The 16,578-nt window shown below is 68.7% G+C and carries 18 protein-coding genes and 2 tRNA genes; 10 read left to right on the forward strand and 10 right to left on the reverse strand.

Annotated elements, in window-relative coordinates; genetic code table 11:
• Nucleotides 1-31 precede the first annotated feature (31 nt).
• The 4 genes from ADL03_RS49350 (at nucleotide 32) to ADL03_RS04405 (ending at nucleotide 1,472) form a co-directional block, all read left to right on the forward strand.
• Nucleotides 32-949, forward strand: coding sequence for a DUF3566 domain-containing protein (locus ADL03_RS49350; protein ID WP_063798464.1), 918 nt, complete (start codon nucleotides 32-34; stop codon nucleotides 947-949).
• 74 nt (nucleotides 950-1,023) lie between these two features.
• Nucleotides 1,024-1,097: transfer RNA gene (locus ADL03_RS04400), tRNA-Ile, on the forward strand.
• A 133-nt stretch (nucleotides 1,098-1,230) separates the two neighbouring features.
• Nucleotides 1,231-1,353, forward strand: a complete 123-nt coding sequence (locus ADL03_RS49355) for a DLW-39 family protein (RefSeq protein ID WP_231641487.1) — start codon at nucleotides 1,231-1,233, stop codon at nucleotides 1,351-1,353.
• Between the two features lie 46 nt (nucleotides 1,354-1,399).
• Nucleotides 1,400-1,472, forward strand: a tRNA-Ala gene (locus ADL03_RS04405).
• 308 nt (nucleotides 1,473-1,780) lie between these two features.
• Here ADL03_RS04405 and ADL03_RS04410 read toward each other — a convergent pair.
• Nucleotides 1,781-2,173: a DoxX family protein gene (locus tag ADL03_RS04410; RefSeq protein ID WP_053732070.1), complete on the reverse strand. Its 393-nt coding sequence runs from the start codon at nucleotides 2,171-2,173 to the stop codon at nucleotides 1,781-1,783.
• A 211-nt stretch (nucleotides 2,174-2,384) separates the two neighbouring features.
• On the opposite strand from ADL03_RS04410, the gene ADL03_RS04415 reads away from it, so the two are divergent.
• Nucleotides 2,385-2,816 (forward strand): DUF2020 domain-containing protein, encoded by a 432-nt coding sequence (locus ADL03_RS04415; RefSeq protein WP_197288073.1) that lies wholly within the window; start codon nucleotides 2,385-2,387, stop codon nucleotides 2,814-2,816.
• 12 nt (nucleotides 2,817-2,828) lie between these two features.
• Here the strand turns inward: ADL03_RS04415 and ADL03_RS04420 are convergent, their stop codons facing one another.
• Complete coding sequence (locus ADL03_RS04420; protein WP_231641489.1) at nucleotides 2,829-3,377, reverse strand: hypothetical protein; 549 nt, start codon at nucleotides 3,375-3,377, stop codon at nucleotides 2,829-2,831.
• A 112-nt stretch (nucleotides 3,378-3,489) separates the two neighbouring features.
• On the opposite strand from ADL03_RS04420, the gene ADL03_RS04425 reads away from it, so the two are divergent.
• Both ADL03_RS04425 and ADL03_RS04430 read left to right on the forward strand, forming a co-directional pair.
• Nucleotides 3,490-4,038 (forward strand): peptidylprolyl isomerase, encoded by a 549-nt coding sequence (locus tag ADL03_RS04425; protein WP_053732158.1) that lies wholly within the window; start codon nucleotides 3,490-3,492, stop codon nucleotides 4,036-4,038.
• Nucleotides 4,035-4,919, forward strand: a complete 885-nt coding sequence (locus ADL03_RS04430; RefSeq protein ID WP_053732072.1) for a rhomboid family intramembrane serine protease — start codon at nucleotides 4,035-4,037, stop codon at nucleotides 4,917-4,919. The genes ADL03_RS04425 and ADL03_RS04430 overlap by 4 nt, the downstream gene beginning before the upstream one ends.
• 9 nt (nucleotides 4,920-4,928) lie before the next feature.
• Here ADL03_RS04430 and ADL03_RS04435 read toward each other — a convergent pair whose 3' ends face one another.
• Both ADL03_RS04435 and crgA read right to left on the reverse strand, forming a co-directional pair.
• Nucleotides 4,929-5,324 (reverse strand): PH domain-containing protein, encoded by a 396-nt coding sequence (locus tag ADL03_RS04435; protein ID WP_053732073.1) that lies wholly within the window; start codon nucleotides 5,322-5,324, stop codon nucleotides 4,929-4,931.
• A 219-nt stretch (nucleotides 5,325-5,543) separates the two neighbouring features.
• Nucleotides 5,544-5,810 (reverse strand): cell division protein CrgA, encoded by a 267-nt coding sequence (gene crgA, locus ADL03_RS04440; protein ID WP_053732074.1) that lies wholly within the window; start codon nucleotides 5,808-5,810, stop codon nucleotides 5,544-5,546.
• A gap of 146 nt (nucleotides 5,811-5,956) precedes the next feature.
• Here crgA and ADL03_RS04445 point away from each other — a divergent pair, with 146 nt between their 5' ends.
• Entirely contained in the window at nucleotides 5,957-7,204 is a 1,248-nt protein-coding gene (locus ADL03_RS04445) for a class E sortase (protein WP_231641491.1), read from the forward strand.
• Complete coding sequence (locus ADL03_RS48100) at nucleotides 7,204-7,359, forward strand: hypothetical protein (RefSeq protein WP_197288075.1); 156 nt, start codon at nucleotides 7,204-7,206, stop codon at nucleotides 7,357-7,359. Before ADL03_RS04445 ends, ADL03_RS48100 begins: the two co-directional genes overlap by 1 nt.
• Here ADL03_RS48100 and ADL03_RS04450 read toward each other — a convergent pair.
• Together ADL03_RS04450 and ADL03_RS04455 are read right to left on the reverse strand one after the other, a co-directional pair.
• The gene (locus tag ADL03_RS04450) at nucleotides 7,346-7,873 is read right to left on the reverse strand and encodes a hypothetical protein (protein ID WP_053732076.1); all 528 of its coding nucleotides are present in this window, start codon (nucleotides 7,871-7,873) and stop codon (nucleotides 7,346-7,348) included. The two genes, ADL03_RS48100 and ADL03_RS04450, sit on opposite strands and share 14 nt — an antisense overlap.
• A gap of 85 nt (nucleotides 7,874-7,958) precedes the next feature.
• On the reverse strand, nucleotides 7,959-9,311 hold the full coding sequence (locus ADL03_RS04455; protein WP_231641526.1) for an FAD-dependent oxidoreductase: 1,353 nt from the start codon (nucleotides 9,309-9,311) through the stop codon (nucleotides 7,959-7,961).
• Between the two features lie 67 nt (nucleotides 9,312-9,378).
• On the opposite strand from ADL03_RS04455, the gene ADL03_RS04460 reads away from it, so the two are divergent.
• Nucleotides 9,379-10,020, forward strand: a complete 642-nt coding sequence (locus ADL03_RS04460) for an aminodeoxychorismate/anthranilate synthase component II (protein WP_197288076.1) — start codon at nucleotides 9,379-9,381, stop codon at nucleotides 10,018-10,020.
• 60 nt (nucleotides 10,021-10,080) lie between these two features.
• Here ADL03_RS04460 and pknB read toward each other — a convergent pair whose 3' ends face one another.
• Genes pknB through ADL03_RS04480 form a run of 4 tightly spaced genes read right to left on the reverse strand, consistent with a single transcriptional unit; the run spans nucleotide 10,081 to nucleotide 16,577 of the window.
• On the reverse strand, nucleotides 10,081-12,087 hold the full coding sequence (gene pknB / locus ADL03_RS04465) for a Stk1 family PASTA domain-containing Ser/Thr kinase (protein ID WP_053732079.1): 2,007 nt from the start codon (nucleotides 12,085-12,087) through the stop codon (nucleotides 10,081-10,083).
• A 55-nt stretch (nucleotides 12,088-12,142) separates the two neighbouring features.
• On the reverse strand, nucleotides 12,143-13,678 hold the full coding sequence (locus ADL03_RS49360; RefSeq protein ID WP_053732080.1) for a serine/threonine-protein kinase: 1,536 nt from the start codon (nucleotides 13,676-13,678) through the stop codon (nucleotides 12,143-12,145).
• Nucleotides 13,678-15,153: a penicillin-binding protein 2 gene (locus ADL03_RS04475; RefSeq protein WP_053732081.1), complete on the reverse strand. Its 1,476-nt coding sequence runs from the start codon at nucleotides 15,151-15,153 to the stop codon at nucleotides 13,678-13,680. The genes ADL03_RS49360 and ADL03_RS04475 overlap by 1 nt, the downstream gene beginning before the upstream one ends.
• A complete protein-coding gene (locus ADL03_RS04480; RefSeq protein WP_053732082.1) occupies nucleotides 15,150-16,577 on the reverse strand; it encodes an FtsW/RodA/SpoVE family cell cycle protein in 1,428 nt (475 codons plus the stop codon). Before ADL03_RS04480 ends, ADL03_RS04475 begins: the two co-directional genes overlap by 4 nt.
• Between the last annotated feature and the right edge of the window lies 1 nt (nucleotide 16,578).

Raw genomic sequence — 16,578 nt, forward strand, 5'->3', positions numbered from 1 at the left:
CGGGCATCAGCGAGAGGCCAAGGACAAGCTCGTGACTCCACCCGAGAACCGCGAAGGTCGCGACGCGGACAAGACCGCGGTGATCACCAAGCCGACGCCGCAGTCCGCGGACGAGTCGGCTGACAACGCCGGCTCGCCCGCCGCTTCCGGTTCCTCGGGTGGGAACGGGCAGGACACCTCGGCCAAGGACAGGACGAGGCCGGTCTCCGCCGAGACCGGTTCGACCGCTCAGGCCGCGGACACCGCGGCCGAGAAGACGGCCGTCGTGCAGGCACCGGACTCCGAGCCGGTCGCCGCCGTCACGGAGGAGCCGATCGTCACCGCGCCGCCGCCCTGGCAGCGCGTGACGAACGACACGGAGTCGACCCAGGACGCGTACGTGGCACCCGGCGCACCGCCGGTGCCGTCCTCGTCCGAGCCGGCGCCGGCGTTCCCCCAGACCGACCCGGACACCGTCAAGGTGCAGAAACCCTCGGTCGAGGGCTCCGCTGTGCCGGTCGGGCTGGGCAGCAGCCGCACGTCGGTGAACCTCGGCACGGGCGGCGCACGCCCCGCCGCGGCCACCCCGTCGGCCCGTCGCCCCGGCCGCGGCCCGCGCCGCGCCTCGCTCCAGGTCAAGCGCGTCGACCCGTGGTCGGTGCTCAAGCTCGCCCTGGTGCTCGGCGTCGCGCTGTTCTTCGTCTGGCTCGTGGCCGTCGGCGTGCTCTACGGCGTGCTGCACGGCATGGGTGTCTGGGACAAGATCAACAGCACCGCGAACGACCTGCTCCAGGCCAACGAGCCGGGCGAACCGCTGATCAGCGCCGGTCGCGTCTTCGGCGTCTCGGCGATCATCGGTGCCGTCAACATCGTGCTGTTCACCGCCCTCGCGACTGTCGGCGCGTTCGTCTACAACGTGTCCGCCGACCTCGCCGGCGGCCTGGAGCTGACCCTCTCCGAGAGGGAATGACCCCCGATTTTGGAGCGACGAGGACGATCCTGTAAGGTCTTCCTCGTCGCCCCGAGAGGGTGACAGTTGATCGAGGGCCTATAGCTCAGGCGGTTAGAGCGCTTCACTGATAATGAAGAGGTCGGAGGTTCAAGTCCTCCTAGGCCCACTCGATTCGAACTTCTCTCGAATCAGCATCGTTTCTGTCTGGATTTGAGTTCCAGAGCCCCGGCTGAACATCTGCGAAGCCTGTAGGCTGGTGCGGTACGTCGGGGACATCAGTCTTGTTGGAGGGGTTCAGAGTGGCTAAGAAGCTCATCGCGCTCGTCGTGGTCGCCGGCACGGTCCTGTTCTTCGTGAAGCGCAGCCGTTCCGCCAAGGCCGACGCGGACCTGTGGCGCGAGGCGACCGCCCCGACCGACTGAGCTCGTTGATCTCGCGGGCGGCCTGCCGCGTCGCCCCCAAGATCTCGGGGACGTAGCTCAATTGGCAGAGCACCGCCTTTGCAAGGCGGGGGTTAGGGGTTCGATTCCCCTCGTCTCCATTCGTTCCTCGGGCCGAGAAGTGTCTGCCGAAAGCGCAGACCTTCTCGGCCCGAAGTGTTTTCTGGGGGCCGAGTCCCCAGACCTCAGCCGGGCGGCTCCGCCCCCGGACCCCCCAGGCGGCTTCGCCCCTGGACCCTTCGGGCGGCTCGCCTTCGAACCCTCTGGGCGGCTCGCCTTCGAGTCCCCGGTCGGCTCGCCTTTCGGTCTTGCCGGCTCCACCGGTTGAATCGGTGTGGTGCCGGTTGTCCTCTCATGACTGAAGCCCCCGTTCGCCTCGTTGCGAACAGGGGCTTCGGCTGTTGCCGGGTCAGGCGTTGGCCAGGGACCTCTTCGAGGACTGGCGGAGGGCGTCGATCGACCAGGCGCCGGCACCGGTGAAGGCCAGCAGGAGGAACGCCCACGAGTAGACGGCGGCGAGCTCGCCACCGTTCTGGATGGGCAGCAGGGCCTTCGGCTGGTGCACGACGAAGTAGGCGTAAGCCATGGAACCCGAGCAGAGCAGCGCTGCCCAGCGGGTCCACAGGCCGATCAGGACGAGACCGCCGCCGATCAGCTCGATCAGGCTCATGGGACCGGCCGGCCAGGACAGCAGCTCGGTTCCCTTCATGATCTTCTGCACGCCGTGCATGACGAAGAGCAGACCGATCACGATGCGGAACAGCGCCAGGGCGTGCTCTCGTCGTTGCTCCAAGAACTCCATGTCGCGGGTCCTTCCGTGGCGCAGGGGCAGGGGTCAGGGCACAAAAGGTATGGACCAATTAGAGTGTGCCCGCCGAGGCGCTCCGGGTATCTGGTTGACTGTTGCCCCTATGAAACGAGCACTGCTGCTGCCCCTGCTCGGCGTCCTCGCCGCGTGCGGTCCCCAGGCCGCCGAGAACGCGCCGGTGCCCACCTCGTCGACCCCGCCGGTCGTGACCACGACCAGCGCAGCGCCGACGATGCCGGCCGCGCCACAGCCCGTGAAGGACGGCACCTGCCCGTATCTGCCGACGACGTTCGTGGCCGAGGCGAACGGGCAGCGCGTGCCGAAAGTGAAACTGTCAACGGACGCACCCCACCCGGCGTGTTTTTTCTACGCCAGCGCAACCGAGATCCAGTTGACCGTGCGGGTCTACGCGGGGGACGAACGCGTCGCGAAGATGATCGTGAACGAGGCGGCGCCGGACGGTTCACAGCCCGCCACCTCACCCACCGGCTGGACCGGGGGTTATGTGAGCAACAACAACGGCGTCGTCTACGCCGTGGCGAAGAGCGACGCCGCTGTCGTCGTCACTACCAATCAGAAGCAGTCGATCAAGGCTCGCCGGATCGCGGAAGAAGCGATCAAGAACCTCGGACTCTGATCGGCTGGAGATCTACTTAGCCGGCTCCTTCTGGGTCGGCACCTGGCCGTTGAGGACGGGCTCCGCGTGCGGGGCCTGCTCCTCCTCGTGCAGGTGGACCTCTTCCGGCTGCCGCGTCAGTGCGACGTAGCCGGCTGCCGCGGCCGCGATCAACAGGCCCAGCACCCACGGCCAACGGCGCCGCTTCGGCGCTTCCGCACCGAAGTTGGCCGCTGCCTTGCGGAGTTCCTTGGCACGGACCTTGGCGTCCTTGCGGGCGTGCTTGGCCGCCTTCCGGACCTCCTTGCGCACCACTTCGGCCCGGTTCATCAGGTCGGCGCGCGTCTGGGCGCTCTTCTTGGCGAGGCGCTTGCGGGACTTGCGGGTCTGCTTCTCCCAGTCCTCCGCCTTGCCCATGAGCTGGTCGGCGCGGTCGACGAGGGCGCCCCGCACCTGGTCGGTCGTGATGCCACGCTCAGCGAGCTTGACCTCAGCGACGTGACCAGCGCGAACGACACCCTCACGCGCGGCCTTCAGACCGGTGCCGACAGCCTTGCCAACCGATTCGCCGGCGCGGGTCATGACGTCCACCTCGTCCATCCTGTGCTCCACACGTTGTCGTCCGGTGATGGCATAGAGGTACCCATCGTGCCCCTTTCTGAACATCCCGGCCGTTGGATGGCACGATGGTGTGGTGGCTGACAGCAATGAATCCTTCGTCGGGACCAAGGTGACGGCGACCCTGCACACCACGCAGGGCGACATCCGCATCAACCTGTTCCCCGACCACGCCCCCAAGACGGTGGCGAACTTCGTCGGGCTCGCCGAGGGCACCAAGACCTACACCGAGGCGAACGCGAGCGGCGCCAAGTCGGGTCCGTTCTACGACGGCACCCTGTTCCACCGCGTCATCGCGGGCTTCATGCTCCAGACCGGTGACCCGACCGGCACCGGCCGCGGTGGCCCCGGCTACCGCTTCGCCGACGAGTTCACGTCCGACCTGCAGTTCGACCGCCCGTACCTGCTCGCGATGGCGAACGCCGGGCCCAACACCAACGGCTCCCAGTTCTTCATCACCGTGGCGCCGACGACGTGGCTGAACTTCAAGCACACGATCTTCGGTGAGGTCGCCGACCAGGAGTCGCGCAACGTCGTCGACGCCATCGGCAACACCGCCACCGGCGCGGGCGACCGCCCCGTCAACGACATCAAGATCGAGCGGGTCACCATCGAACGCGCGTGAGCGACGCTCTCGTTCCACCGGAAGGGCCGATCGGAGCGCAGCCGGAGTCGCCGGTCTGCGCACGTCATGCCGATCGGCCCACCCGGCTGCGCTGCACCAGGTGCGACCGTCCGGCCTGCCCGGACTGTCTGCGCGAGGCCGCGGTCGGCTACCAGTGCGTCGACTGCGTGAACGAGAACCGCAAGACGAGCCGGCGCTCGCAGACCCTGGTGGGTGCCGAACAGACCGACGGACGGCCGGTCGTCACGCAGGTGCTGATGGTGCTGAACGCGCTCGCGTTCGTCGTCACCGCGGTGCAGGCGGGTAGCCCGTTCGTCAACCAGACCTCTCAGATCTTCGTCGCGAGCTCGTTGCAGCCTCTCCTCACCGCGAACGGTGAGTGGTGGCGGATCCTGACGTCCGGTTTCATGCACTTCGGCCTCTGGCACCTCGTGCTCAACATGGCGGTGCTCTACATCGCCGGGTCGAGCGTGGAGCCTGAGCTGGGCCGGCTGCGGTTCACCGTCGTCTACTTCCTGTCGCTGCTCGGCGGCAACGCGGCGGCGTTCTACTTCGGCGGCGTGGGTGGCCAGCTCGCCGGCGCGTCCGGTGCCGTGTTCGGCATCATGGGCGCGCTGATCGTCGTGTGGAAGCGCCAGAAGCGGGACATCTCCACGGTCGTCGTCATCGTGGTGATCAACCTGGTGTCGAACTTCTTCACCGACGCCTCGCTGCTCGCCCACCTCGGCGGGTTCGTCATCGGCGGGTTGCTGACACTCGCGATGGTCAAGGCACCGCGCGAGAACCGGAACCTCTACCAGATCGGGGCCGTGGTGGCCGCGGTCGTGCTGATAGCGGGCATGTTCGCGTTGCGGGCGCAAGACCTGATGTACAGCTGGTGAGGAACCGAATCACGGGCGCAGTGCGTGCAGCACGCTCGCCACTTCTTCCGGATCGGCGCCGAGGTCCAGTTTCGTGAGCACCACGAGACGGTCGTCGGCGTCGAGCTCCAGCGTCTGCTGTTCCCGCCCGAGCCTGCGGGTGTGCTGCAGCTTGACCTTCACCTCGTGCCACGGCAGGTGCGTGGTGCTCGTGAACCCGCGCACGGCGAGCCCGTCGGCGTCGGCGCTCAACCGCGGCCGCGCGATCGACGCGAACGCCGCGAGGTAGCTGACCAGCAGCGTTGCCAGCCCGATGAGCAGGCGGCCGGCGTTCTCGGTCGTGACGACCGTGGCGAAGGCGAGTAGGGCGGCGAACACCCAGGCGGCGGCGACGAGCGGCGCGGGAGTGGACCAGGAGCGAGTCACACCGTCGAGTGTCCCGCACGAAATGGGGCGGGCTGAAGCACTGGACGTGACCGCTTGTGCATTTTCTCGCAAAGTTGTCCACAGGGGTTGTCCCCAATGGGGATACTTACAACCCTGTGCTTACCTGACGTGCAGATGAACCAGGTGAACGTGGGGATGACAAAGGTCGGCCCGGACGTGTGACGTCCGGGCCGACGACGACCAGTGGTGAGGGGCGGACTACCGCCAGCGCATCGTCATCAGCAGGCCGATGATCATCAACGCGAAGCCGATGGCGAAGTTCCACGCACCGAGCTCGAGCATGAACGGGATCTTCTCGGCCGCGATGTAGTTCACGACGAGCCACGAGAGACCCAGCACCATGAAGCCGAGCATGATGACGACGTAGACCGGGTGGGACGGCCCCGCTGCCTTGACCTTGACCGGCGTGCGGCGGTCAGTGGGTGCGGTGTAGACCGCCTTCTTCCGGACCTTGGACTTGGGCATGCTGTCCTCGCCTGACGTGGATATCCCTGAGTGACGTGAGTTTACGTGCACTACTCAGCAGACACGTTAACGTAGCCGAGGTGGTGAGCGAACCACCTGGCAAGACGCAAATGTAATCCGTTCACAGTCCGCGCGGAGGTTCTCAGGTGAACTCGGGACCGCAGCAGCCGCCCCCTGGGCGTCCTGCACCCCGTCGTGACGACCTGCGCCACGTGCGGTCGTCACCGTCGCCGAACCCGCTGCCGCCTGCGGACGCCACGCAGTTCACCAGCGCTTTCTCCGGCAGCCTGCCACCGGCTCCGCCGCGCCGCCCCGTTCCGCCGCCGACCCCGCCGGGAGGGGTGCCCCAGCCCGGCGGTGTGCCGCAGGGCGTTCCCAGGGGACCGGCCCAGGGCGTGCCGAACGGTCGCCGTCCCGGTCCGCCGGGCATGCCGCCGCGTCCTCGTCCCCGCCCGGTCGACCCGCCCACCGAGGTCATCCCCAAGGTCGAGGACGACTACGACGAGTACGACGACGAGTACGACGACGAGTACTACGACGACGACTACTACGAGGACGAGAAGGAGGCCCTCCCGCCGGAGAGCTTCCGCCGCAAGGCCGTCCGCGGCGTCGGCGAGGCGCTCATCACGATGGGCCTCGTCGTGCTGCTGTTCGTCGTCTACGAGGTCTACGTGACCGACCTGTTCTCCGCGCAGAAGCAGGACGAGGTCACCGCGGCACTCGACTCGGAGTGGAACTCGAACACCGTCACGCCGCCGCCCGCGGACCCGAACCGCCAGTCGCAGCTGAACCTCATCGAGGGCAAGGCGTTCGCGAAGATGTACATCCCCGTCTTCGGCAACGACTGGAAGTTCTCCGTCGTCGAGGGCACCACCGACAAGCACCTCGAAATCGGCCCCGGCCACTACAAGGACACCGCGCAGCCCGGCCAGCCCGGCAACTTCTCCATCGCCGGCCACCGCGTCGGCAAGGGCGCGCCGTTCAACGACCTCGACCTGCTGGAGTCCTGCAACGCCATCGTCGTGCAGACCCAGACCCAGTGGTTCGTCTACCGCGTCCTGCCGATGAAGAACGAGGTCGCCGGCTGGGCGTCCAGCCCGAAGGCCAAACAGCCCGCCTGCACCGGCATCGCCCCGCTGTCCACGACGCTGGGCGACGCCTACGCCAAGACCGTCGGCCAGGAGATCGTGGTGCCCACCCAGGGCGAGGTCATCGCCCCCATCCCGCACCAGACGACCACCACCGTGCCGCCGGAGCAGCAGGCCCGGCTGCTCACCCTGACCACCTGCCACCCGCGGTTCTCGGACAAGCAGCGCCTGATCGTGCACGCCATCGAGACCAAGAGCTACTCGGTGGCCGACGGCTTCGTGCCGCCCGAGATGACGGAGGCCTGATGTACGGCTGGATCTGGCGGCACCTGCCGGGCCCGCTGGCCCTGCGCGTCGTCGAGGCGGTCGTCCTCGTCCTCGGCATCGTCGCACTGCTGATGTTCGTCGTGTTCCCGTGGGCGGAACCGAAGCTGCCGTTCAACAACGTCACCACCCAGTGAGGCGCCGGTCGGCGACCGCCACGAACTCGCGCAGCAGCTCCAGCACACGCGGGTCGACCGGGCCCGGGTCGTAGCCGACCGCGGCGCTGAGCAGTGGCCGGAGCTCGTCGGCACCCCAGCACTCGGCGATGCGCCCCACGTCGCAGCACGCCCAGTGCCCGGGCTGCTCGCGGCCGGCGAGGATGTCGAGAGCCAGCTCCCGCAGCTCCACCCACACGACCTGCTCGTCGCTCAGCGGCGTGAAGCCGAGTTCGGCGACCATCCGCTCCACGAGCGGAACGGCTTCGCTGGCCGGCAACCGGGTCGGCGGCTCGCCGGCCAGCTCGGCCACCGCCAGCGACTCGGCACCGGCGAGCAGCAGGTCGCATGCGAGCCGGACCGCTTCCTCGCCGTAGGAGTCGAGCAGGCCCGCGTTGAGGAGGAGCAAGCGTTTGCGCAGCTCGGCGTTCACAGCCGGGCCCAGCTCTTCGCCGGCCCTCCGCACGTGCTCGCCGACGAGCCGTTCGGTGTCCATGGACCAAGTGTCCGTGCGCCCGCCACCGAAATAGCCGAAGCCGCCACCACGTTCACCGCGGTGGCGGCTTCGTCGAAGAACGGGCTCAGCCGTTCGAGATCGAGGTCATCTCCTCGCGCGACACGACCTTTACGCGCTCGCGGCCCTGCTCGCCGCCCAGTGCGATCTCGTGCGCGTCGAGCTTGCGCCAGCCCTCGTTCGTCACGAACGGGACGGCGCGCTGTTCGAGGAACTGCACGACGGCGGACGGTGAGGGCGAGGTGGCGCGGGGGAGTGCGTCGGCGTCCTCCAGCAGGCTGGTGATGGTCTCCAGGGCGTCGCCCTTGGTGTGGCCGATGAGGCCGATCGGGCCGCGCTTGACCCAGCCGGTGACGTAGGCGCCGGGCATCGGCACCTCGTCCAGGTCGAGGACGCGGCCGGCCAGGTGCGGGACGGTGCCGGAGACGTGGTCGAAGGGGAGGTCGGCGAGGTGCGTCGAGAGGTAGCCGACCGCGCGGTAGACGGCCTGGACGTTCCAGTCCGTGAACTGGCCGGTGCCGCGGACGTTGCCGTCGCCGGTCAGCTCCTGGGTCTCGGTGCGCAGGCCCGTCACGTGGTCGGTGCCCAGCACCTCGACGGGCGCCTCCAGGAAGTGCAGGTGCAGGCGGCGGGGGCGGTTGCCGACGTCGCGGATCGCCCACTCCTGCAGGGTCTTCACGATCATCTCGACCTGCTTGTTGCTGCGGATCGCGTGCATCGAGGCCTCGTCGAACTCGATGCCCTCCGCGTGCACGATGACCTCGACGTTGGGCGAGTGGTCGAGCTCGCGCAGCTCCAGCGGCGTGAACTTCGCCTGGGCCGGGCCGCGGCGGCCGAACACGTGCACGTCGGTGACCGGCGACTGGGCCAGGCCCGCGTGGACGTTGGCCGGGATCTCCGTGACCAGCAGCTCGTCGGCGGTCTTCGCGAGGATGCGCGCGACGTCGAGCGCCACGTTGCCGACGCCCAGGACGGCGACCTCGGTCGCGGTCAGCGGCCAGGTGCGCGGGACGTCCGGGTGGCCGTCGTACCAGGACACGAAGTCGGCGGCGCCGAAGCTGCCGGGCAGGTCGATGCCGGGGATGTCGAGCTCGCGGTCGGCCGACGCACCCGTCGAGAAGATCACGGCGTCGTAGAACTGCCGCAGGTCGTCGAGCTTGACGTCGACGCCGTACTCGACGTTGCCGAAGAACCGCACCGACGGCTTGTCCAGCACCTTCTGCAACGCGGTCACGATGCCCTTGATGCGCGGGTGGTCCGGTGCGACGCCGTAGCGGACCAGGCCGTAGGGCGCCGGGAGCTTCTCGAAGAGGTCGATCTGCACGTCGACGTCGGACTTGGTGAGGATGTCGGCCGCGTACACACCGGCCGGACCCGCGCCGACCACGGCGACGCGCAAGGGGCGAGTCATGACACCTATTTTAGGTGAGCCTAACCTCAAAAATGCATGAGCTAACTCACTCGCCCCGACCGACTAGGCTCTGAGCATGCGCGTGCTCGTGGTCGACAACTACGACAGCTTCGTCTACAACCTCGTCCAGTACCTCGCCCAGCTCGGCGCCGAGTGCGTCGTGCGGCGCAACGACGAGGTGGACCTCACCGAAATCGACGGCGTCGACGGCGTGCTGGTGAGCCCGGGACCGGGCACACCGGAGCGTGCGGGCTCCAGCATCGACGTCATCAAGAAGTGCGCCGACACCGGCAAGCCGGTCTTCGGCGTGTGCCTCGGCCACCAGGCGATCGGCGTGGTGTGGGGCGGCACCGTCGACCGCGCGCCGGAGCTGTTGCACGGCAAGACGAGCATCGTCTTCCACGAGGGCAAGGGCGTGCTGGACGGGGTGCCGCAACCGTTCATCGCCACCCGCTACCACTCGCTGACGGTGCTGCCCGAGACGATCCCCGCCGAGTTCGAGGTCACCGGCAAGACCGAGACCGGCATCGTCATGGCCATGCGCCACCGGGAGCTCCCGGTCGAGGGCGTGCAGTTCCACCCCGAGTCGGTGCTCACCGACGGCGGCCACCGGATGCTCGCCAACTGGCTCAAGGTCTGCGGGTACGAGGTCCCGGAGGCGACGGTCGCCCAGCTGGAGAACGGCATGCGCACGCTCGCCGCGGCCGCCAAGCAGTAGGCGACGAAAAGCAAGAAGGGGCGGCTTCCGCACGGGAGCCGCCCCTTTCGTCTGCCACGGCTAGCTCGTGATGATCCCGAACTTGCCGATGGTCACCGTGATCGCCTGGCCCTTCGTGATGGCCTGACCCTTCTGCACGGACTGCCCGACGACCTTCTTGTCCTGCTGCGGGCTCGACACCTGCTGGTCCTGCTCGTTGAAGTTGCCGTTCCAGCCGAGCTGGCGCAGCTTCGACTCGGCCTCCTTCGCGGACAGGCCGGCCAGGTCGGGCATCTCCAGCATGTTGCCCTTCGAGACCTTCAGCGTGACCGTCGTGTCCTTGACGGCCTTGGTGTTGGCCGGCGGGTCCTGCGAGATGACCTCGTTCTGCGGCTTCGAGCTGTCGACCGGCTGCACGTTGACCTTGAAGCCGGAACCTTCGAGCGTCTGCCGTGCGTCGTTCACGTCCTGACCGATCACGCCGGGCACGTTCTGCTTGTCCGGCGCCTTGCCCAGGGTGATCGTGATCGTGCCGCCCCTCTTCAGCTTCAAGCCGGCCGAGGGGTTCTGCTGCACGACCTTGCCGACCTTGTTCGGGTCGTCGGTCTCGGCCGTGTCGACGCTCTGCTGGGCCTTGAAGCCGTTCGGATCCTTGTCCAGCAGCTGCTGGGCCTCGGTCGGGGACTTGCCCATCAGGTCCGGAACCGCACCCTCACCGGGCGGCGCGCCGACCCGGACGACGACCTCGGACCCCTTCACCAGCGAGGTGCCCTCCGCGGGGCTGGTGCCCAGCACCTTGCCGATCTGCTCGGACGTGCACGGCGCGGCCGCACCGTTCGCACCCGGCTCGCAGTTGACGAGCTCCTGCTTCGGCTTCAGACCGGACTGGGTGAGCTTGTCGTTCGCGACCAGCGGTTCCATGCCGGCGACCGCGGGAACCGACACCTTCTCGGTGGTACCGCCGCTGTCGTCCTTCATGATGCTCGTGGTGATCCACGCGGCGAGGCCCAGCACGGCGATGCACAGCACGACCACCAGAGCGATCATGATGGTCTTCTTGCGCTTCGCGCGGCGGTCCTCTTCCTCGTCGGCGACCGGGTCGTAGTCGTCGTCCGGTTCCGACTTCAACGCCGCGGGACGGTGCCGGCCGCCGCCGTTCACCACCTGCGTGCGCGCGGAGCGCGAGGCCTGCTCGTTCATCACGGCCGTGCGGTCCTCCGCCGTCATCACGGCAGGAGCCGACGGGCGCTGGCCGGACAGCACGCGCACCAGGTCGGCACGCATCTCGGCGGCCGACTGGTAGCGGTTGGCCGGGCCCTTCGCCATCGCCTTCAGCACGATCGCGTCGAGCTGCGGCGACACCTTCGGGTTCAGCGACGACGGAGCCTTCGGGTCCTCCCGCACGTGCTGGTAGGCGACCGCCACGGGCGAGTCGCCGGTGAACGGCGGCTCGCCGGTCAGCAGCTCGAACAGCACGCAACCGGCCGCGTAGACGTCGGACCGCGCGTCGACGGACTCACCGCGCGCCTGCTCCGGCGACAGGTACTGGGCCGTGCCGATCACCGCGGCGGTCTGGGTGACCGCGGCCTGACCGTCGTGCAAGGCGCGGGCGATGCCGAAGTCCATCACCTTCACGGCGCCCGAACGGGTGATCATCACGTTTGCCGGCTTCACGTCGCGGTGGACGATGCCGTGCCGGTGGCTGAAGTCGAGCGCGGCCGAGACGTCGGCCATGACCTCCATCGCCCGCTTGCCGGACAACGGGCCCTGTGTCTTCACGATGTCGCGCAGTGTCCGCCCGTCGACGAACTCCATGACGATGTAGGGCAGCGGGCCGTACTCGGTCTGCGTCTCGCCGGTGTCGTACACCGCGACGATCGCCGGGTGGTTCAGAGCAGCCGAGTTCTGCGCCTCGCGCCGGAACCGCTCCTGGAACTGGGCGTCGCGGGCGAGGTCAGCGCGCAGCACCTTGATCGCCACGTCCCTGCCGAGCCGGACGTCCCGCCCCTTGTGGACCTCGGACATGCCGCCGTACCCGAGGGTCTCACCCAGTTCGTAGCGGTTTGAGAGCAGTCGCGGAGTGCTCATCGGTGCTTCGTCCCGCTCCTCATCGACGGTGTTCCCATCTCAGTTCTGGTCTTGCTCATGGCCGGCACGTCACCTTCACCTGCGTACCGACCGACACCTCGCCGGTCGGCGCGATGGCGGTGACGCGGCACTTCTTCAGGTCTCCCGGTGACGTGCCCTGCGGGCTCAGCACCTTCGGCTCCAGGCCGCGGCCGCTCAGTTGGACGCTGACCTCGTCGCCGGTCCGGCCGATGTAGTCGTCCTCGTCGATCCGGGTCGCCGGTGTCTCCGGCACCCGGTCGGCGGAGTCGGGCTTCGCCTGGCCGTTCACCGGTGCGTTCGGGCTGCTCGTGCTGGTGTTCTGCGGCAAACCACCCTGTTCGCCGGCGGTGTTCTTCCCGATCGTCAGCTTCCACAGGACGACCCCGCCGATCACCAGCAGAGCAGTCACCAGAAGAGCGACCATAACCCACACGGTCACCCGGTTTCGCGCGGGTGGCGGTGGCATCGGGGCGAACGTTCCGGTGTGCTGCACCGGTTGTTGTACCGGCTGCAGGGCCGGATGGGTACCCGCCCGCTGCTGTCCGCCGGAGTGGTGCGCCATCGGCGGCGGCACCTGCAACGGCTGCGACCCCTGGGGCGGCGGCTGCTGCGGAACGACCTGCTGCGGCATCTGCTGCGGAGCCAGCTGGGGCGCCATCTGCTGCTGGGACACCTGCTGCTGGGGCACCTGCTGCGGGATCTGCGGCATCGTGAACCCGGACGGCGTCGGCAGCGGCTGGCCCACCCGCACCGCGCTGACCGCGGCGGCGAACTCGCCACCGGTGCGGTACCGCTGCCGCGGGTCCTTCACCAGCGTCGCCTCGATCAACGCCCGCGCACCCGGCGGCACGTCCGGCGGCAACGGCGGCGCGATGTCGCGGATGTGCATCATCGCGACCGTCACCGCGTTGTCCGACAGGAACGGCCGGTGTCCCGCAAGGCATTCGTACCCGCACACGGCCAGCGAGTACACGTCGCTCGCCGGTTCGGCCTCGCCGCCCAGCGCCTGCTCGGGAGCGATGTAGTGCGCGGTACCCATCACCATGCCGGATCGTGTCACGGGAGCCGCGTCGACTGCCTTCGCGATACCGAAGTCGGTGATCTTCACCTTCCCCGACGGCGTCACCATGATGTTGCCCGGCTTCACGTCCCGGTGCACCAGCCCGCGTTCGTGCGCGGCCTGCAACGCGTTCCCGGTCTGCTCCAGCAGGTCCAGCGTCACCTCCGCCGTGAGCCGGCCGCGCGAGATGATCGTCGCGAGCGGTTCGCCCTCGACGAGCTCCATCACCAGGTACGCGGTGTCCTCCGGCCCGTCGGCGACCGACGCGGTCTCGCCGTAGTCGTGCACCGACGCGATGCCGGGGTGGTTGAGCGACGCGGTCATCCGCGCCTCGACGCGGAAGCGGTGCAGGAACTCGGCGTCACCGGAGAGCTCCGCCTTCAGCACCTTGACGGCGACCCGCCGGTCGAGCCGGTCGTCGGCCGCCTCCCAGACCTCGCCCATGCCACCGACCGCTATCCGCCGGGTGAGGCGGTAGCGGTCGGCGAGGAGCTGGCCCGTGGTCAGCATCAGCGACCCGCCAGGTACGCGTTCATCACCGCACGGCCGATGGGCGCCGCCACCTTGCCGCCGGTGGCGCCGAGACCGCGGTCGCCGCCGTTCTCCACGATGACCGCGATGGCGATCTGCGGGTTCTGCGCCGGCGCGAACGCGATGTACCAGGCGTGCGGGGCCTGCGTCTGCTGCTGGGTGCCGCCGACCTCCGCGGTACCGGTCTTCGACGCGACCTGGACGTTGGCGATCCGGCCCTCGCCGCCGGTGTTGATCTCCGACTGGATCATCATGTCGCGCAGCGTCCCCGCGTTCGCCGAGCTCATCGCCGTGCTCAGCTGGTCGGGCTTGGTCTCGCTGATCGACTTGAGGTCCGGACCGAGGATCTTCGACACCAGGAACGGCTGCATCCGCTTGCCGCTGTTGGCGATCGTCGCCGCGATCATCGCGTTCTGCAGCGGCGTCACGCGCACGTCGCGCTGGCCGATGCCGCTCTGCCACAGCGCCGGGTTGTCCGGGATCTCGCCGAGCGTCGAGGTCTCGACGTTCAGCGGCACCTGGAGGTTGTCGTCGTTGAAGCCGAACTTGTCCGCCTGCTGCTTGAGCTTGGCCTTGCCGACCTGCTCGGCCATCTCACCGAACGCCGTGTTGCACGACTTGGCGAGCGCCAGCTCCATCGACGCCGTCTGACCGCCACCACAGGGCTGGCCGTTGTAGTTCGGCAGCGGCACGGTGGTGCCGGTCGGCGTGGCCGAGCCGGCGGCGGTGTACTGCGAGTCCTTCGTCTTGCCGTCGGCCAGCGCGGCCGCCGCGACGACGACCTTGAACGTCGAGCCGGGCGGGTACAGGCCACCGGTCGCGCGGTTGATCAACGGGTCGCCGTTGTCCTCCGCGGTGAGCTCCTTCCACGCCGACTGCTGCTCGCCGCTGTTGTGGCTTGCGAGCGCGTTCGGGTCGTAGGACGGCGTGCTCACCATCGCGAGGACCTCGCCGGTGTCCGGCTTGATCGCGACGACCGAGCCGCGGAAGCCCTTGGCGGTCAGCTGCTCGTAGGCGACCTGCTGCACCCTGGGCACCAGCGTGAGCTGCACGTTGCCGCCGACCGGGTCACGGCCGGTGATCAACGCCGAGACGCGGCGCGTGAACAGCCGGTCGTCGGAGCCGTTGAGCAGGTCGTTCTCGACGCGCTCCATGCCGGAGGTGCCGTAGGTGACCGAGAGGTAGCCGGTGACCGGTGCGTACTGCGGGCCGGCGGTGTAGGTGCGCAGGTAGCGCAACCGGTCCGTCGTCTCCTTGACGTCCGCGATCACCATGCCGTCGGAGGCCATGATGAGACCCCGCTTGCGCGCGTACTCGTCGAGCAGCACGCGGCGGTTGTGCGAGTCCTTGCGCCACTGGTCGGCGTTGATCACCTGCACCCACGTGGCGTTGCCCAGCAGCAGCAGGATCATCACCATCATGGCGAAGCCGACCCGGCGGAGCGGTGTGTTCATTTGGGACGCTCCACCATCACGGTGTGCTGGTCGGCGATGGCCGGCTGCTGCGGCTTCGGCTTCGGGGCCCGCTGCGGGGCCCGCGCGGCAGCGGAGATCCGCAGGAGCAACGCGACCAGGACGTAGTTCGCCAGCAGCGACGAACCGCCTTTGGACAGGAACGGGGCGGTGATGCCCGTCATCGGGATCAGCTTGGTGACACCGCCGACGACGATGAACACCTGGAAGCACATGGCGAACGCGAGACCGCCGCCCAGCAGCTTGCCGAAGCTGTCGCGCACCGAGATGGCGCTGCGCAGGCCGCGCATCGCGACGACCATGTAGACCAGCAGCAGGGCCGAGAAGCCGACGAACCCGAGCTCCTCACCGATCACCGCGGTGATGAAGTCCGTGTTCGACTCCGGGATCATCTCCGGACGGCCGGCGCCGAGGCCGGCACCACCGATGCCGCCGGTCGCGAGGCCGAAGAGCGACTGCGCGATCTGGTAGCCGCCGCCGTCGTCGTTGTACGTGGCGATCGGGTCCGACCAGTTCGCCACGCGCTGCTGGACGTGCGTGAAGAGCTTCCACGCGATCACGGCGCCACCGGCGAACAGGCCGAGGCCGAGCACCACCCAGGCGGCGCGTTCGGTGGCGACGTAGAGCAGCACCAGCACGATGCCGAAGAACAGCAGCGAGGAGCCGAGGTCCTTCTGCAGGACCATGACCGCGACCGCCACGCCCCACGCCGCGAACAGCGGGCCGAGGTCGCGGGCACGCGGCAGGTCCATGCCGAGGAACCGGCGGCCCGCGGTGGTGAACAGGTCCCGCTTCGACACCAGGAACGCGGCGAAGAAGACCATCAGCAGGATCTTGGCGAACTCACCCGGCTGGATCGAGAACGGGCCGATCCGCAGCCAGATCTTGGCGCCGTTGATCGTCGGCGCGATGAAGCCGGGCAGCACACCGGGCAGCAGCAGGGCGACCAGTCCGGCCAGGCCGAACGTGTAGCCGAACCGCGCCAGGGTGCGGTGGTCGGTGAGGAACTTCAGCGTGGCCGCGAACAGCAACAGGCCGATCGCGGTCCAGATGACCTGCTTGAACGCCATCGGGTCCCACGTCGAGCCGTCGTCGAAGACGGTGCCCTCCATGGCGAGGTCGATCCGGTGGATGACCACCAGGCCGAGCCCGTTGAGCAGCGCGACGCACGGCAGGATCACCGGATCGGCGTAGGGGGCCCAGCGGCGCACGGCGAGGTGCGCGCAGGCGAACAGGCCGAGGTAGGCGAGACCCAGGTACAGGATCCGCATGCTCAGCGAGCGTTCCTGGTTCAGCTCGACCAGTATCAGCGCCAGCGTGACGAGCCCGGCGGCGAACGAGAGCATCACCAGTTCGGTGCCGCGCCGTGTCGGCGGCCGCAGCCCTGGCGACGTGGTGGTCGCCACC

The sequence above is a fragment of the Nocardia sp. NRRL S-836 genome (assembly GCF_001279525.1).
GTDB lineage: Bacteria > Actinomycetota > Actinomycetes > Mycobacteriales > Pseudonocardiaceae > Lentzea.

Excerpts from the sequence above, each read along its gene's own strand:
- ADL03_RS04420 (WP_231641489.1), bottom strand. The coding sequence starts at position 3,377 with ATGACCCGCGCCGGCGAATCGGTTGGCAAGGCTGTCGGCACCGGTCTG.
- ADL03_RS04450 (WP_053732076.1), bottom strand. The coding sequence starts at position 7,873 with ATGGACACCGAACGGCTCGTCGGCGAGCACGTGCGGAGGGCCGGCGAA.
- ADL03_RS04460 (WP_197288076.1), top strand. The coding sequence starts at position 9,379 with ATGCGCGTGCTCGTGGTCGACAACTACGACAGCTTCGTCTACAACCTC.
- crgA (WP_053732074.1), bottom strand. The coding sequence starts at position 5,810 with ATGCCCAAGTCCAAGGTCCGGAAGAAGGCGGTCTACACCGCACCCACT.
- pknB (WP_053732079.1), bottom strand. The coding sequence starts at position 12,087 with ATGAGCACTCCGCGACTGCTCTCAAACCGCTACGAACTGGGTGAGACC.
- ADL03_RS04410 (WP_053732070.1), bottom strand. The coding sequence starts at position 2,173 with ATGGAGTTCTTGGAGCAACGACGAGAGCACGCCCTGGCGCTGTTCCGC.
- ADL03_RS48100 (WP_197288075.1), top strand. The coding sequence starts at position 7,204 with ATGTACGGCTGGATCTGGCGGCACCTGCCGGGCCCGCTGGCCCTGCGC.
- ADL03_RS49360 (WP_053732080.1), bottom strand. The coding sequence starts at position 13,678 with ATGCTGACCACGGGCCAGCTCCTCGCCGACCGCTACCGCCTCACCCGG.
- ADL03_RS04475 (WP_053732081.1), bottom strand. The coding sequence starts at position 15,153 with ATGAACACACCGCTCCGCCGGGTCGGCTTCGCCATGATGGTGATGATC.